The organism is Achromobacter ruhlandii (assembly GCF_902859695.1).
Taxonomy (GTDB): domain Bacteria; phylum Pseudomonadota; class Gammaproteobacteria; order Burkholderiales; family Burkholderiaceae_B; genus Achromobacter; species Achromobacter ruhlandii.
In genome coordinates this window covers 40234-54674 of the sequence record NZ_CADIJL010000025.1, presented here as the reverse complement: position 1 = coordinate 54674, position 14441 = coordinate 40234, and the positions used below count along the sequence as shown (strand labels likewise).

Genomic DNA, 14441 nt, shown 5'->3' with positions numbered 1-14441 from the left:
GTCTGCTTACATCGGCCCGCCCGTCGCCTGCGGCGAGGGCTTTTCCCCGCATGGAAGCGGGCCCCGGTCAACCGGGGAAACCCCGGTTCCCGCCTTCCGTCCCCGCTCGTATCGTCAAAACCGGATCCGACGCCGCGCCGCCGGCTCCCTCCTTCCCCCCCTTCCATGCAGAGGTGACTTTCGATGCCGTTCCCGCTCCCACGTCCGCTTGTCCTGCGTGCCGCGCTCGCCCTGGCCTTCCTGGGCGGCGCCTCCTGCGCCGCGCTGGCCGCCCCGGTCGCCGCCGTGCACGACGCCGCCGAGCAACAGAAGCAGGCCATGCTCGACACCATGCGCGACCTGGTCAATATCGAATCGGGCAGCCGGGACGTGGAAGGCGTGGAACGCATTGCCGCCCTCATCGGCGAGCGTCTCAAGGCCCTGGGCGGCAAGGTCGAAATCCTGCAGCCCACCGACATCTCCCGCCTGGACGACACCCCCGAGCGCGTCGGTCCCATGGTGCACGCCGAATTCAAGGGCAGCGGGCAGAAAAAGATCATGCTGATCGCGCACATGGACACCGTCTACCGCAACGGCATGCTCAAGGACCAGCCTTTCCGCATCGACGGCGACCGCGCCTATGGCCTGGGCATCGCCGATGACAAGCACGGCGTCGCCATCATCCTGCACACCGTGGCCCTGCTGCAAAAACTGGACTTCAAGGATTACGGCACCCTGACCGTGCTGATCAACGGCGACGAGGAAATCAGCTCGCCGGGCGCCCGCGCCACCATCACCCGCCTGGGCGCCGACCAGGACGCCGTCTTCTCCTTTGAAGGCGGCGGCGCCGAGGGCCGCCTGACCCTGGCCACCAGCGGCATCGGCGCCGCCTACCTGACCGTGCAGGGCAAGACCTCGCACGCCGGCGCCCGTCCCGAGGGCGGCGTCAACGCCCTGACCGAGCTGTCCCACCAGATCCTGCAACTGAAAGACCTGTCCAAACCCGAGGAAGGCCTGAAACTGAACTGGACCGTGGCCCAGGCCGGCACCAACCGCAACGTCATTCCCGGCCAGGCCACCGCCCAGGCCGACGCCCGCGCCCTCAAGGTGTCCGACTTCGACGCCCTTGAACGCACCCTGCAGGAACGCATCCAGAAGAAACTGCTGCCCGAGGCCAAGGTCAGCGTCAAATTCGAAGTGCGCCGCCCACCGCTGGAAGCCACCCCCGCCTCGCGCGCCCTCGCCAACCACGGCGTCGCCATCTACCAGGAACTCGGCCTGCCCATGAAAGTCATCGACCGCGCCAGCGGCGGCGGCACCGACGCCGCCTTCGCCGCCCTCAAGGCCCGCGGCCCCGTCATCGAAGGCATGGGCCTGAGCGGCTTCGGCGCCCACTCCAACGACGCCGAGTACATCCAGATCCCCTCCATCGTCCCCCGCCTCTACCTGGCCGCCCGCATGATCATGGACGTCTCCCAGGACAAGGCCCCGATGAAATAAGCGCCGGGCGCCTGCGGCGGCCCCCGCCCTCCCAACCCGCGGGCGCCGGACAGACGGCCCCAGCAAGCAGTCCCTCCGCCATCAACTCCCCACCTCCCCCAGGAGGATGCGCCCACCGCAAGCAACCACCACGTATGTCCGGCAAGGCCGCGCAGGGCGGCCTGGCCGGACGGGCGCCAGCAAATCTTTCAGCCCCCCAACCCTTCCCACAAAGCCCAAGCACACCGCCCGCCCCAGCGACGCCCCGAACTTTCCCCACCGCGCCAAAAGAACCGAACCCGCGACACAGGCACGAAGCAAGCCCCCCGCACGACAGGAAAGGAACCCCCAGAACAGAGTATCCTTCCACCCTGTCCCAAAGAACCCCAAAAGCATCAAAGAAATGACCGCATCCCTCCCCACCTGGCCCTATTCCCGCCACATCGCCCACCGCGGCGGCGGCCGCCTGGCCCCGGAGAACACCCTCGCCGCCATGCGCGTCGGCGCCGAACACGGCTTCACCATGTTCGAATACGACGTCAAGCTCAGCCGCGACAACGTCCTCGTCCTGATGCATGACGACGACGTCGACCGCACCTCCAACGGCCACGGTCCCGCCGCCGCCAAGACCTTCAGCGAACTGGCGCAACTGGACTTCGGCAGCTGGCACTCCGCCGCCTACGCCGGCGAACCCCTGCCCACCTTCGCCGCCGTGGCCCGCTACACCGTCGCCAACGGCATCGCCAGCAACGTCGAGATCAAGCCCTGCCCCGGCCGCGAGGCCGAGACCGGCGCCGCCGTCGCCCTGGCCGCCCGTGAACTCTGGAAAGGCGCCGCCGTGGCCCCGCTGCTGTCCTCCTTCGCCGAGGAAGCCCTGCAGGCCGCCAAGGACGCCGCGCCCGAACTGCCGCGCGCCCTGCTGGTCGAAAAGGTGCCCACCGACTGGCTCGACCGCCTGGTCAAATACGACTGCGTCGCCCTGAACATCAACCAGAAGGACGCCACGCGCGAACTGATCGACGCCGTGCACGCCGCCGGCTACCGCATTGCCGCCTGGACCGTCAACGACCCCGAGCGCGCCCGCCTGCTGCTGGACTGGGGCATCGACGGCATCTTCACCGACGAACTGGCCGCCATCCGGCCGGCCGCCTGAGGCCCCCGCCCCGTGTTCAGCTATCGCCACGCCTTCCACGCCGGCAACCATGCCGACGTGCTCAAGCACGCCATCCTGGTCCACACCCTGGACTACTTCAACCGCAAGGACGCGCCCTACTGGGTCATCGACACCCACGCCGGCGCCGGCCTCTACAGCCTGGACAGCGACTGGGCCGCCAAGACCTCGGAATTCGCCGACGGCATCGGCCGCCTGTGGGAACGCGACGACCTGCCGCCCCTGCTGGCCGACTACGTCGCCCGCATCCGCGCCTTCAACACCAACGGCCGCCTCAAGCGCTACCCCGGCTCGCCCTGGCTGACGCTGGACGCGCTGCGCCCGTCCGACCGCCTGCGCCTGTTCGAAATGCACCCGACTGAAATCGACACCCTGGTCGGCAACCTCGAACACATGGACCGCACCGCGCAGCGCCAGACCACCATCTACGGCGACGACGGCTTCGAGGGCGTCAAGGCCCTGCTGCCGCCGCCGACGCGCCGCGGCATGGTGCTGATCGACCCGTCCTACGAGGACAAGAACGACTACCGCCGCACGCTGATCACCGTCAAGGAATGCGTCAAGCGCTTCGCCACCGGCACCATCGCCGTCTGGTACCCGCTGGTGCAGCGGCGCGAGGCCAGCGAAATGGCGCGCCACTTCGAGAACCTCAAGGTCAAGAGCTGGCTGCACGCCACGTTGACGGTCAAGAAGGCCACCATCGACGGCTACGGCCTGCACGGCAGCGGCATGTTCCTGATCAACCCGCCGTGGACGCTGCACGAGGCCCTCAAGCAGACCATGCCCTACCTGGCGCGTGAGCTGGGCCAGGACGAACGCGCCGGCTTCACGCTGCAATTCCGCGAGAATCCGTTTCCCGCGCCCAAGAAGCAGTCCGACGACTGATTCCAGGCTGGAACGAAAAAAAGGGCTGCCCCTCGGGGCAGCCCTTTTTGCTTGGCAACCGCGTTCAGGCCGCGGCGTCTTCCGCCTCCACCTGGCGCAGCGCCTCCTGCGCCCGCGCCAGCTTGGCTGCCGCGTCGCGCAGCGCCGTGCGCAGGCCTTCCTCGATGACCGGATGGTAGAACGGCATTTCCAGCATGCGCGCCACGGTCAGCTCCTGCTGCACGGCCCAGGCCAGCAGATGACCGATGTGCTCGGCGCTGGGGCCGACCATCTCCGCGCCCAGGAAGCGGCCGCTGGCGATATCGGCGTACACGTGCAGCAGGCCGCGATTCTTCAGCATCACCCGCGAACGGCCCTGGTCGCCGAAGTCGACCTCGCCCGTCACGAAGGTGCCCGGCGTCAGGCGGGCGTGGCCCTGCCCGGCCAGCGCGATCTGCGGATCCGAGAACACCACCGCCAGCGGCGCGCGGCGCAGGCCCTGGCGCACCTCGGGGTAGCGCGCCGCGTTCTCGCCGGCGATGCGGCCTTCGTCGGCCGCCTCGTGCAGCAAGGGCGCGTCGGCGTTGGCGTCGCCGGCGATGAAGATCGCCGAATCGCCCGCCTGCATGGTGTCGCGGTCGAACAGTGGTACGCCCTGCGCGTTCAGTTGCAGGGAGGTGTTCTCCAGGCCCAGGCCGTCCACGTTGGGGCGGCGGCCGGTGGCCACCAGCGCGTAGTCGAAACGCTCGGTGCGTTCGGTGTTGTCCAGCGCCACGTAGCGCACCTCGACCTCGTCGCCCACTCGCTGGGTTTCCAGCACGCGCGCATCCGGGTCCAGGTAGAACTCCTGCTGGAAGATCTTGCGGGCGCTGTGGCGCACCTGCGGGTCGCTGATGCCGCCCAGGCTGCCGCTGACGCCGAACACGCGCACCTCGACGCCCAGCCGCGCCAGCGCCTGACCCAGTTCCAGCCCGATCACGCCGGGGCCGAACACCGCCACCCGGCGCGGCAGGTCATCCCAGGCGAACACATCGTCGTTGAGCACCAGGCGGTCGCCCAGCCCCCGGAACGGCGGCGGCACCGACGGCCGCGAGCCGGTCGCGATCACCACGCGGGACGCATGGATCTCGGTGTGGTCATCGACCCGCAGCACCGTGTCCGATTCAAAGCGGGCATAGCCGCGGATCTTGTCTTCCGCCGGGATGTTCTCCACGCCCTCCAGCACGAAGCCGACGAAACGGTCGCGCTCGCGCTTGACGCGGTCCATCACCTCTTCGCCGTTGACCGTGACCTCGCCCTCGACGTGCACGCCGAACGGCGCGGTATGCGCCGCCTGATGGGCGGCTTCGGCGGCCGCGATCAGCAGCTTGGACGGCATGCAGCCGACGCGGGCGCAGGTGGTGCCATAAGGACCGCCTTCAATCAGCAGCGCGCGCTTGCCCGCGGCCTTGGCGGCGCGATAAGCGGCCAGGCCGGCGGTGCCGGCGCCCAGGACGGCGATATCGGTGTGCAGAGTCTTCATGAGTGGGATCCCCCGGTGTAGCGTGGAGCAAACATTGTCAAAGGCGGATTCCGCCTTGTTGCGCATCCTCCGGACGAAGCCCGTCCCGCGGCGCCCGTCGGGGCCGCGCGAAGATGCGGAAAAAGGGAAACCGGCGCGCCGGACCGCTCCTTGCGGGAGCGGCCGCGGCAAGGAAAAGGGAACCTGTCCCCTTCCCGCCAGCATCAGGCGAAGTGCGCCTTCAGGTCGTCCAGGCCGCCGATCAGCGAACCGTTGATGAACACCTGCGGAGCGGTGCCCTTGCCCGACACGGCGCCGATCACGCGGCCGCGCACCTTGTTCTCCAGCGGGATCTCGATCGGGGCATAGCCCTTGTCTTCGAGCAGCGCCTTGGCTTCCACGCAGAACGGGCAGCCGGGCTTGGAGAACACCACCACCTGGTCGGGCTTCTTGGCCGTCGGGGCGACGTGGGCCAGCATGGTGTCGGCGTCCGACACTTCAAACGGGTCGCCTTCCTTCTCGGGCTCGATGAACATCTTCTGCACCACGCCGTCCTTGACGAGCATGGAGTAGCGCCAGCTGCGCTTGCCGAAGCCCAGGTCGCTCTTGTCGACCAGCATGCCCATGCCTTCGGTGAATTCACCGTTGCCGTCGGGCAGCAGCGTGATGTTGGACGATTCCTGGTCCTTGGCCCATTCGTTCATGACGAAAGTGTCGTTGACCGACACGCAGACGATGCTGTCGACGCCGGCGGCGGCGAAGGCCGGAGCCAGTTCGTTGTAGCGCGGCAGGTGGGTCGACGAGCAGGTCGGCGTGAAAGCGCCGGGAAGCGAAAAGACCACGACCGTCTTATTCTTGAACAGGTCGTCGGTCGTGACCTTTTTCCAGGTGTTGCCCTCGCGGACGGGGAACGTTACGTTGGGAACACGTTGGCCTTCACGGTTTTGCAGCATGCAATCTCTCCTTGGGGTAGCGGGGTTGTTTAACCACCATGGAAAGAATGATAAACGGCAGCTATCAATTATTCAAATTTAATTAACTTAATTGATTGATAGCTTAAATCAATAATCTAATAACCACCGCCAGGCTTTTTCTATCATACGCCTGGCGGCGGCGCGCCCTCACACGCGCTGCGGCTCGTAGCCGGCGTCACGGATCGCGGCCTCGACCTTGTCGGCCTGGTCGGTGCCGCTGATGGTGACGCGATGCGTGGGCAGGTCCACCGCTACGCTGGCGCCCGGCGCCGCCGCCGTCACCGCGCCGGTGATGGTCTTGACGCAGTGGCCGCAGGTCATGTCGGGGACTTGGAATTCGATGCTCATGGTGTTCTCCGTGGGGATCAGGGGGATTGCCGCACCGCTTCCGGTGCCAGCTCACCCCCAGCTTAGACCTTCCCATTATAGGAAGGTCAAGCGTAGAATAGTCCTTGACCTTCCCATCATGGGAAGGATGAAACTGAGGCCTTCCCACCTCAACCGAGACTGCCATGAGCGTTGCCAACCCTTCCGTCGAGCTCGAACTTGCCATCGAAGGCATGACCTGCGCGTCCTGCGTGAAGCGCGTGGAAAAGGCCCTGACCCGCGTGCCGGGCGTGGCCCAGGCCCAGGTCAACCTGGCCACCGAACGCGCCCTGGTGGCCTATGACCCGGCCGCGGCCCAGCCCGATGCCCTGGTCGAGGCCGTGGTCAAGATGGGCTACGAGGCCCGTCCGATCGCCGCCCAGGACGACCACGCCGAACGCCAGTCCGAAGCGCGCGACGCCGAAGCGCGGCGCCTGCAGCGCGCCTTCATCGCCGCCCTGGTGCTGACGCTGCCGGTGTTCGCGCTGGAAATGGGCTCGCACCTGATACCCGCCATGCACCACTGGGTCATGGCGACCATCGGCCAGCAGAACAGCTGGCTGTTGCAGTTCGTGCTGACCACGGCGGTGCTGGCCTGGCCTGGCCGCCATTTCTTCAGCAAGGGGCTGGCGGCCTTGTGGCGGCGCGCGCCCGAGATGAACTCGCTCGTCGCGTTGGGCGCCGGCGCGGCCTGGGGCTACTCGGTGGTGGCGACCTTCGCGCCCGAGTGGCTGCCGGAGGCGGCCCGCAACGTCTATTATGAAGCGGCCGCGGTGATCGTCACGCTGATCCTGCTGGGGCGCACGCTGGAAGCGCGCGCCAAGGGCAAGACCGGCGCGGCCATCAAGCGCCTCATCGGCCTGCAGCCCCGCACTGCCCGCGTCATGCGCGACGGCCAGCCACAGGACATCGCAATTGAGCAAGTGCGCAAGGGCGACATCGTGATGGTGCGCCCCGGCGAAAAGATCCCGCTGGACGGCGAGATCATCGAGGGCGGCTCGTACGTCGATGAATCGATGCTGACCGGTGAACCGGTGCCCGTGGAAAAGCAGCCGGGCATGCAGGCCACCGGCGGCACGCTCAATACATCCGGCAGCTTCACGCTGCGCGTCACCCACACCGGCGCCGACACCATGCTGGCCCGCATCATCCGCATGGTCGAGGCCGCCCAGGGCGCGCGCCTGCCGATCCAGGCGCTGGTGGATCAGGTCACCGCCTGGTTCGTGCCGGCCGTCATGGGCATGGCGTTGCTGACCTTCCTGGCCTGGTTTTTCCTCGGCCCCACGCCGGCGCTGTCGCACGCGCTGGTCAACGCGGTGGCGGTGCTGATCATCGCCTGCCCCTGCGCCATGGGCCTGGCCACGCCGACCTCAATCATGGTCGGCACCGGCCGCGCCGCCGAGATGGGCGTGCTGTTCCGCCAGGGTGACGCGCTGCAGACGCTGCGCGACGTGCAGGTGGTGGCCTTCGACAAGACCGGCACCCTGACGCTGGGCAAGCCGACCCTGACCGAACTGGAGCCTGCCGCCGGCGTCGATGAACGCGAGGTGCTGCAATGGGTCGCCTCGGTGCAGGCGCGCTCCGAGCATCCGATCGCGCTGGCCATCGTGGCGGCCGCCGCCGGACGCCAGATCGACCTGTTGCCGGCGGAAGGCTTCGCCGCCATCACCGGCGCCGGGGTCGAAGCCAGCGTGGCCGGCAAGCGCGTGCTGGCCGGCGCCGACCGCCTGATGGCCGAGCGCGGCATCGACGTCAGCGCCTTCGGCCAGCGCGCCGAACAATGGGGCAACGAGGGCAAGACGCCGATCTACGTCGCCATCGACGGCCAGGCGGCCGCCATGATGGCCGTGACCGACCCGGTCAAGCCGTCGGCCGTGGACGCCATTGCCGCGCTGCATGCACAGGGCCTGAAGACCGCCATGATCACCGGCGACAACCGCCACACGGCGCAGGCCGTGGCGCGCCAATTGGGCATCGACGAAGTGCGCGCCGAGGTGCTGCCCGACGGCAAGGTCGAGGCCATCGCCGCGCTGCGCGCTGGCGGCCGCAAGCTGGCCTTCGTCGGCGACGGCATCAACGACGCGCCGGCGCTGGCCGCGGCCGACACCGGCATTGCCATCGGCACCGGCACCGACGTCGCCATCGAGGCCGCGTCCGTGGTGCTGATGGCCGACGATCTGCACGGCGTGCCCAACGCCATCGCGCTGAGCCGCGCCACGCTGGCCAACATCCGCCAGAACCTGTTCTGGGCCTTCGCCTACAACGCCGCGCTGATCCCGCTGGCGGCGGGCGCCCTGTATCCAGCCTATGGCCTGTCGCTGTCGCCGATCTTCGCGGCCGGCGCCATGGCGCTGTCCAGCGTGTTCGTGCTGGGCAACGCGCTGCGCCTGAAGACCTTCCGCCCCCCGCGCGCCGCGCACTGACGCGCCGTTCTTCCAGGAGACCGCATATGAATATCGGACAAGCCGCCCAGGAATCCGGCATTTCGGCCAAGATGATCCGTTACTACGAGAGCATCGGCCTGATCGGCCCGGCGCTGCGCAAGGACTCGGGCTACCGGGTCTACAGCGAGCACGACCTGCACACGCTACGCTTCGTGCGGCGCGCGCGCGACCTGGGTTTCTCGGTCGAACAGATGAACGAGCTGCTGGCGCTGTGGCGCGACCGTAGCCGCGCCAGCGCCGACGTCAAGCGCATCGCGCTCGAACATGTGGCCGAACTGGAACGCAAGGCCTGCGCGCTGCGCGACATGGCCGCCACGCTCAAGCACCTGGCGCACAACTGCCACGGGGATGATCGACCCGACTGCCCCATCCTGGAAAACCTGGGGCGCTCCCAGTAAGAAAAAGGGCAAGCCAACCGGCTTGCCCTTCTTGCAGGCGGCCCGGCCGACGCCGGGGCGGGTCACGCCTGGCTTTGCGCCGGCGTCTCGCCCTCGGCCGCGACGCGGGCGTGGTAGGCCTCGGTGGCCGCCTGCTTGGACGCGGCCTTCTCGGCGGCCGCGGCGGCCTTTTCCGCTTCCGCGGCCGCCGCATCGGCCGCCTGCTGCAAGGCGCGCTGGCGGGCGCGCTCCTGCACTTCGCGCACGCCCTCGGCATCCAGCGATTCGAACACCGCGATCGACTCCACGTGCCCGGTGTGCGGGAACATGTTGATGACCCCGGCGCTCTTGAGCAGGTAGCCGCCCTCGTGCACCATGATGGCGGCGTCGCGCGCCAGCGTGGCGGGATTACAGGACACGTAGACGATACGGCGCGGGCGCTCCTCGGCCTTCAGTTGCGACAGCGCCTGCGCCACGGCCTGCGCGCCTTCGCGCGGCGGATCGATCAGCATGCGGTCGAAGAAGCCCAGGCCGCGCAGCCATTCGACGTCCACCTCGAACAGGTTGAGGGTAGCGAAACTGGTGCGCTCGCCCAGCCCGTGGCGCGCGGCGGCCTCGTGGGCGCGGTCGGTCAGCGCCTTGCTGCCCTCCACGCCCACGGCCTCGCGGCCCTGGGTGGCCAGCGGCAGCGTGAAGTTGCCCAGGCCACAGAACAGGTCGGCGACGCGGTCGGTCGGCTGCACTTCCAGCAGCGTGAGCGCGCGCGACACCATGGAACGGTTGATGGCGTGATTGACCTGGGTGAAGTCGGTCGGCCGGTACGGCATGCGCAGGCCGAATTCGGGCATGGTGTAGGTCAGCGCATCGCGGTGCTCGGGCACCAGCGGATGCACCGTGTCCGGGCCCTTGGGCTGCAGCCACCATTGCACGTTGTGCTTGTCGGCGAAGGCGCGCAGCACGGCGATGTCGTTGTCGGTCAGCGGCAGCAGGTGGCGCAGCACCAGCGCGGTCACGCCGTCGCCCAGCGACACTTCCACCTGCGGCAGGCGGTCGGGCGCGGACATCGACGCGATCATGGCGCGCAGCGGCATCAGCAGGTCGCTGACGTGGCGCGGCAGCACATGGCATTCGCGCATGTCGGCCACGTAGCTGCTCTTGCGCTCGTGAAAGCCCACCAGCACCCCGCCCTTCTTGGGCACCACGCGCACCGACAGGCGGGCGCGGTAGCGGTAGCCCCAGGTCGGGCCATGCAGCGGCGCCAGGATGCGGGCCGGACGCAGCTTGCCGACATGCCAGAAGGTGTCTTCGAGCGACCGCTGCTTGATCGCCACCTGCGTGGACGGTTCGAGATGTTGCATGGCACAGCCGCCACAGACGCCGAAATGCGGGCAGCGCGGCGTCACGCGCTGCGACGAGGGGCGCATCACCTGGTCGACCCGCGCGATTTCGTAGGACGGCTTGCGGCGCACGGTGGTCGCCGTGACCCGCTCGCCGGGCAAGGCGCCTTCCACGAACACGACCTTGCCATCGCGGCGGGCGATGCCCCGGGCTTCCAGGTCCAGGGATTCGATACTCAAAACGTCAGACATCTCACGCAGTCCAGAAAATTCACGCAACCCGGCATTGTAAGAGGATTCGGCAGCGCCCCGCCCGCGTCCGAAAAAAAGGGGGACTTGCCGGAGACGGCCCGCCGGGCAGTCTCCATCAAGCCCCCCAAAGCCGGCGCCGGTGAGGGCGCCGCCACGGATGGGAATCAGAACGAACGCGACACCGAGAACACCGCGCCCAGGCGGCCCGACGGATGGCCGTACTTGGTCGGCAGCCAGTTGTCCTTGGTGGCGCCGACGGCGGCCAGGCCCAGCACCCAGCCCTTCAGGTCCTTGGTGACGCCGAGCTTGTAGTCGACGTAATGGCCGATGGAGTCGCCGTCCATGTTGACCTGGTTCTTGAGCTTCTGGTAACCCAGATGGCCCACCAGTCCCCAGCCGTCGCCCAGGTCGAAGTTGGCGGTGCCGTCCAGGTACCAGGTGCCCTTGCTGTCGGGCGTGCTGAAGAAGTCGCTGGGCGTGTACGAATACTTGAGGGTGTAGTTGGCGTAGGTCGCGGCCAGGTACAGGTCGGTGTTGTTGTAGTTGCCGCCCTTGGGCGAGCTGGAGCCGGGATAGTAGTAGTGCAGCACGCCGGCGTCGAGCGTGAAGCCGCCGCCCACGTCGCCCTTCCAGCCGCCGTAGAAGTCCATTTCCAGATTGCCGTCGGTGAAGACGAAGCTGGACACGTTGGAGTTCCAGTTGCCCAGGTAGAAGCCGGAGCTGTGGTTCAGATCGAAGCCCAGCTGGGCGGCCGGCCGGAAGTCGGTCTGCGAATAGCCGCGGAAACGGTAGTCGCTGGCGATCGTGGCATTGCCGCTGAGCGAAAAACCGCCGCCCAGGTCGGTGGGTTCGGCCTGTGCCGTTGCAACGAAACAAGCGGCGAGCGCAACGGGCAAGGCTAGCAACGTCTTCTTCATGGTGCGGTGTCCTGATCGGATTTAACGAGGAGGAGGAAGGGCCTTAGGCACATCCGTCGGACCGGTCTTGCAACGGCAGGTAACCGGCTCACCTTCCCTCAAGCAATGTCCGTGCCAGGTTTCATTTGCGTGTCAGCCCACTGGCGATGCGCTGAACAGGCGCGCCGTGGCGCACCAGTACGGTGCGCGCCGCCACGCGGGCAGGCGGCGACGCCTCAAAATGGGGCTTGCGCGCGGTCAGGGCATGCGGCGCGCAACAAAAAAACCCCGCCCGCGCGAAGCGGGGCGGGGTTGGACTGACACCGCTGCCCTTGCCGGGGCGGCGTGGTCCGGCCGCGGACGGCGCGGCCGTCCGATCGGGCGGTCAGTTGGCGGCGGGCGCGGGCGGCGGCGGGGGCACGGCGCCCGGCGCGTTGCCCGGACCCTTGCCGTGGCGCCCTTCCATGCGGGCGTGGCGTTCCTGCATCTTGGCCTGACGCTCCTTGAGCATCTGGGTCACCTGGGCGCGCTGGGCGTCGTTCAGGCTGTCCCACACGGCCAGCCATTGATCGCGGACCTGCTTGGCCTGCGTGCCGAACTGGTCACGCGACTTGTCGGATTGCTCCAGCAGTGCGCGCGGATCGAGCTTGCCGCTATCCAGTTGCGCCTTGAGCAGATCGTGGCGCTGGCCGCCGGAAGCGCGCATGGCTTCGTGCAGGCTGCGCTGGCCGTCCTGCGCGGTCTTGACCAGGGCCTGCTGCTTGTCATCCAGCTTGAGCTGGTCGAGCTGCGCCTTGGACACGGGGCCCAGGCCCGGGATCCACAGGCCGTCGCGCATGCCCTTGTGGAAACCGCCACCACGGTGGCCTTCGTGCATTGCGGCGGGACCACCGTCGGCGGGCGCCGCCGCCATGACGGGACCGGCCAGCAAGCCGCCGGTGGCGGCGACCATGGCCAGGGCAGCCAGGTTGGAGCGGAGTGCGAATCGGGACATGTAGGTCTCCTGAAAGTGAAGAAAGCGAGGCCATTGTGCGATCCGCCCGGTTTCATCCAGGTTTCGTCCCCGCAAGCTATGTTTCAGTCGATTGCGCCTGCGCCAGGCGTGAAAACGGGGCCCGGCGGGCCCCGTCTGTCGAGCATGCCGCGCCATCCGCGCGCGCCGCTCAGTTGGCGTCCCAGGCCGCCAGGTATTCCTTCCAGTGCGGCGCGTCGCTGGCCGTCAGCGTGTCGCGCACCAGCGCGATCTCGGCCTCGTAGGCCGTGCGGTCGATTTCGCCGCGCAGGAAGCGGAAGCGGCAATACACCAGCCAGGTGTTGACCACGTCCGTTTCGCAATAAGCGCGGACCTCGTCGGCGCGGCCCTGGCTCCAGGCCTCCCACACCTTGCTGCCGTCCATGCCGAGCTTGCCGGGAAAGCCGCACAGCTTGGCCAGTTCGTCCAGCGGCGCGTTGGCGCGGCCGTTGTACTTGGCCAGCAGGTCCATCAGGTCGGTGTGGCGCGAGTGATAACGCGAAATGTAGTTGTTGAACTTGAAATCGCGGTCTTCCTCGCCCATGTCCCAGTAGCGCGGCGCGGGCACGCCCTGGATCAGGCTGCGGTAGTGCAGCACCGGCAGGTCAAAGCCCGAACCGTTCCAGCTGACCAGCTTGGGCGTGTAGCGCTCGATGGTCTTGAAGAAGCCGGCCAGCAGCGCGGCTTCGGGATCGTCGGGCTGGCCCAGCGTCTTGACGCGAAAGCCCTGGTCGTCGCGGAACACGCAGCCCACCACCGCCACCTTGTGCAGGTGCAGCGGCAGGAAATCGTGGCCCACGGCCTCGCGGCGCGCGGTGAGCGCGCGCTCGACCACTTCGGCATCGGGGACGTCGGCGCTCCAGCCGTTGAGCTTGCGCAGGCCTTCCGCGTCGGGAATGGTCTCGAGGTCGAATACCAGCGTGGGCGTCATTTGGCGGGCAGGTACTGCATCGGATCCACGGGAGTGCCCTGGCGGCGGATCTCGAAGTGCAGGCGCGGCGAGGTGGTGTCGCTCTGGCCGATCTCGGCGATCTTGGCGCCGCGCTTGACGTCCTGGCCGGTCTTGACCAGCAGCGTGCGGTTGTGCGCATACGCCGTGATGAAGCCGTTCTGGTGATTGACGATGATCAGGTTGCCCAGGCCGCGCACGCCGTTGCCGCTGTACATGACCTTGCCATCCGCGGCGGCGGTGACCGGGTCGCCCAGCGCGCCGGCGATATCGATGCCCTTGCTGTTGTTGTTGAAGCCCTGCATGATCTGGCCACCGGCCGGCCAGGCCCAGTTGATCACGCCGGCATCGGCCGCGCGCGTGGCGGGCTTGGTTTCAGCCGGCGTGGGCGCGGGGGCCGGCGGCGGCAGCGAAGCCGTGGCGGTGCCCGAGGTATCGGCCGGCTGGTCCAGCGGGCGCGGCTGCGCCTTGTTGCTGGCGATGGGCGCCGGTTGCGCGACGCCGCCCGACGAACCGGACATCTTCAGCACCTGCCCCACCGAAATCTGGTTGGGATCGCTGAGGTTGTTCCAGCGCTTGATGTTCTCGACATCGACGTTGTTGGCGCGCGCGATCTTGTAGAGCGTGTCGCCCGGCTTGACGACATAACTGCCGCCCGGCTGGGCGGCGGCGGACGGCTGGCCGCCGGCCAGGTCGACGACCGGCGCGCGCGTGCCCTTGGATGCGCAGCCGGCCAGGATGGCCAGGCTGAGGACGCCGGCCACAAAAATCGGGCGGCGCAGGCGCGTCATGGACACGCCGAGGTTCATATCGGTCAGTTGCAACTGCCCGTTGAGCATA

At 68.2% G+C, this 14441-nt stretch carries 13 protein-coding genes; 5 read left to right on the top strand and 8 right to left on the bottom strand.

Translation table 11 applies throughout. The annotated features are described in order from the left end of the window. Window positions 1-183 precede the first annotated feature (183 nt). The 3 genes from HV742_RS23885 to HV742_RS23875 all read left to right on the top strand — a co-directional run bounded on the left by HV742_RS23885 (window position 184) and on the right by HV742_RS23875 (window position 3514). Window positions 184-1479, top strand: a complete 1296-nt coding sequence (locus HV742_RS23885) for a M20/M25/M40 family metallo-hydrolase (protein WP_175146561.1) — start codon at window positions 184-186, stop codon at window positions 1477-1479. A gap of 382 nt (window positions 1480-1861) precedes the next feature. After that, on the top strand, window positions 1862-2611 hold the full coding sequence (ugpQ, locus tag HV742_RS23880) for a glycerophosphodiester phosphodiesterase (RefSeq protein WP_059270745.1): 750 nt from the start codon (window positions 1862-1864) through the stop codon (window positions 2609-2611). A 12-nt stretch (window positions 2612-2623) separates the two neighbouring features. After that, window positions 2624-3514, top strand: coding sequence for a 23S rRNA (adenine(2030)-N(6))-methyltransferase RlmJ (locus HV742_RS23875; protein WP_059270747.1), 891 nt, complete (start codon window positions 2624-2626; stop codon window positions 3512-3514). 64 nt (window positions 3515-3578) lie between these two features. Here HV742_RS23875 and HV742_RS23870 read toward each other — a convergent pair whose 3' ends face one another. The 3 genes from HV742_RS23870 to HV742_RS23860 form a co-directional block, all read right to left on the bottom strand. Next, on the bottom strand, window positions 3579-5015 hold the full coding sequence (locus HV742_RS23870; RefSeq protein WP_059270749.1) for a dihydrolipoyl dehydrogenase: 1437 nt from the start codon (window positions 5013-5015) through the stop codon (window positions 3579-3581). Between the two features lie 203 nt (window positions 5016-5218). Continuing rightward, window positions 5219-5947 (bottom strand): glutathione peroxidase, encoded by a 729-nt coding sequence (locus HV742_RS23865; protein WP_049073470.1) that lies wholly within the window; start codon window positions 5945-5947, stop codon window positions 5219-5221. A gap of 168 nt (window positions 5948-6115) precedes the next feature. Next, window positions 6116-6316, bottom strand: a complete 201-nt coding sequence (locus HV742_RS23860) for a heavy-metal-associated domain-containing protein (protein ID WP_049073469.1) — start codon at window positions 6314-6316, stop codon at window positions 6116-6118. Between the two features lie 164 nt (window positions 6317-6480). Here HV742_RS23860 and HV742_RS23855 point away from each other — a divergent pair, with 164 nt between their 5' ends. Further along, window positions 6481-8757, top strand: a complete 2277-nt coding sequence (locus HV742_RS23855; RefSeq protein WP_175146560.1) for a heavy metal translocating P-type ATPase — start codon at window positions 6481-6483, stop codon at window positions 8755-8757. Window positions 8758-8783: 26 nt separating this feature from the next. Further along, window positions 8784-9176 carry a Cu(I)-responsive transcriptional regulator gene (cueR, locus tag HV742_RS23850; protein ID WP_020927477.1) on the top strand — a complete coding sequence of 131 codons (393 nt, stop codon included), beginning with the start codon at window positions 8784-8786 and terminating at the stop codon, window positions 9174-9176. 62 nt (window positions 9177-9238) lie between these two features. On the opposite strand, the gene rlmD is transcribed toward cueR, so the two are convergent. The 5 genes from rlmD to HV742_RS23825 form a co-directional block, all read right to left on the bottom strand. Then, a complete protein-coding gene (gene rlmD / locus HV742_RS23845) occupies window positions 9239-10744 on the bottom strand; it encodes a 23S rRNA (uracil(1939)-C(5))-methyltransferase RlmD (RefSeq protein WP_063583809.1) in 1506 nt (501 codons plus the stop codon). Window positions 10745-10908: 164 nt separating this feature from the next. Next, on the bottom strand, window positions 10909-11661 hold the full coding sequence (locus HV742_RS23840; RefSeq protein ID WP_049073466.1) for a TorF family putative porin: 753 nt from the start codon (window positions 11659-11661) through the stop codon (window positions 10909-10911). Window positions 11662-12025: 364 nt separating this feature from the next. Further along, the gene (locus HV742_RS23835) at window positions 12026-12634 is read right to left on the bottom strand and encodes a hypothetical protein (RefSeq protein ID WP_049073465.1); all 609 of its coding nucleotides are present in this window, start codon (window positions 12632-12634) and stop codon (window positions 12026-12028) included. Window positions 12635-12803: 169 nt separating this feature from the next. Then, complete coding sequence (locus HV742_RS23830) at window positions 12804-13583, bottom strand: 3'-5' exonuclease (RefSeq protein ID WP_175146559.1); 780 nt, start codon at window positions 13581-13583, stop codon at window positions 12804-12806. Continuing rightward, complete coding sequence (locus HV742_RS23825; protein WP_049073463.1) at window positions 13580-14440, bottom strand: peptidoglycan DD-metalloendopeptidase family protein; 861 nt, start codon at window positions 14438-14440, stop codon at window positions 13580-13582. The genes HV742_RS23830 and HV742_RS23825 overlap by 4 nt, the downstream gene beginning before the upstream one ends. Between the last annotated feature and the right edge of the window lies 1 nt (window position 14441).

Bases quoted from the DNA above. Each gene is read 5' to 3' on its own strand.
- HV742_RS23885 (WP_175146561.1), top strand. From the start codon at position 184: ATGCCGTTCCCGCTCCCACGTCCGCTTGTCCTGCGTGCCGCGCTCGCC.
- ugpQ (WP_059270745.1), top strand. From the start codon at position 1,862: ATGACCGCATCCCTCCCCACCTGGCCCTATTCCCGCCACATCGCCCAC.
- HV742_RS23870 (WP_059270749.1), bottom strand. From the start codon at position 5,015: ATGAAGACTCTGCACACCGATATCGCCGTCCTGGGCGCCGGCACCGCC.
- HV742_RS23865 (WP_049073470.1), bottom strand. From the start codon at position 5,947: ATGCTGCAAAACCGTGAAGGCCAACGTGTTCCCAACGTAACGTTCCCC.
- HV742_RS23860 (WP_049073469.1), bottom strand. From the start codon at position 6,316: ATGAGCATCGAATTCCAAGTCCCCGACATGACCTGCGGCCACTGCGTC.
- HV742_RS23855 (WP_175146560.1), top strand. From the start codon at position 6,481: ATGAGCGTTGCCAACCCTTCCGTCGAGCTCGAACTTGCCATCGAAGGC.
- cueR (WP_020927477.1), top strand. From the start codon at position 8,784: ATGAATATCGGACAAGCCGCCCAGGAATCCGGCATTTCGGCCAAGATG.
- rlmD (WP_063583809.1), bottom strand. From the start codon at position 10,744: ATGTCTGACGTTTTGAGTATCGAATCCCTGGACCTGGAAGCCCGGGGC.
- HV742_RS23840 (WP_049073466.1), bottom strand. From the start codon at position 11,661: ATGAAGAAGACGTTGCTAGCCTTGCCCGTTGCGCTCGCCGCTTGTTTC.
- HV742_RS23835 (WP_049073465.1), bottom strand. From the start codon at position 12,634: ATGTCCCGATTCGCACTCCGCTCCAACCTGGCTGCCCTGGCCATGGTC.
- HV742_RS23830 (WP_175146559.1), bottom strand. From the start codon at position 13,583: ATGACGCCCACGCTGGTATTCGACCTCGAGACCATTCCCGACGCGGAA.
- HV742_RS23825 (WP_049073463.1), bottom strand. From the start codon at position 14,440: ATGCTCAACGGGCAGTTGCAACTGACCGATATGAACCTCGGCGTGTCC.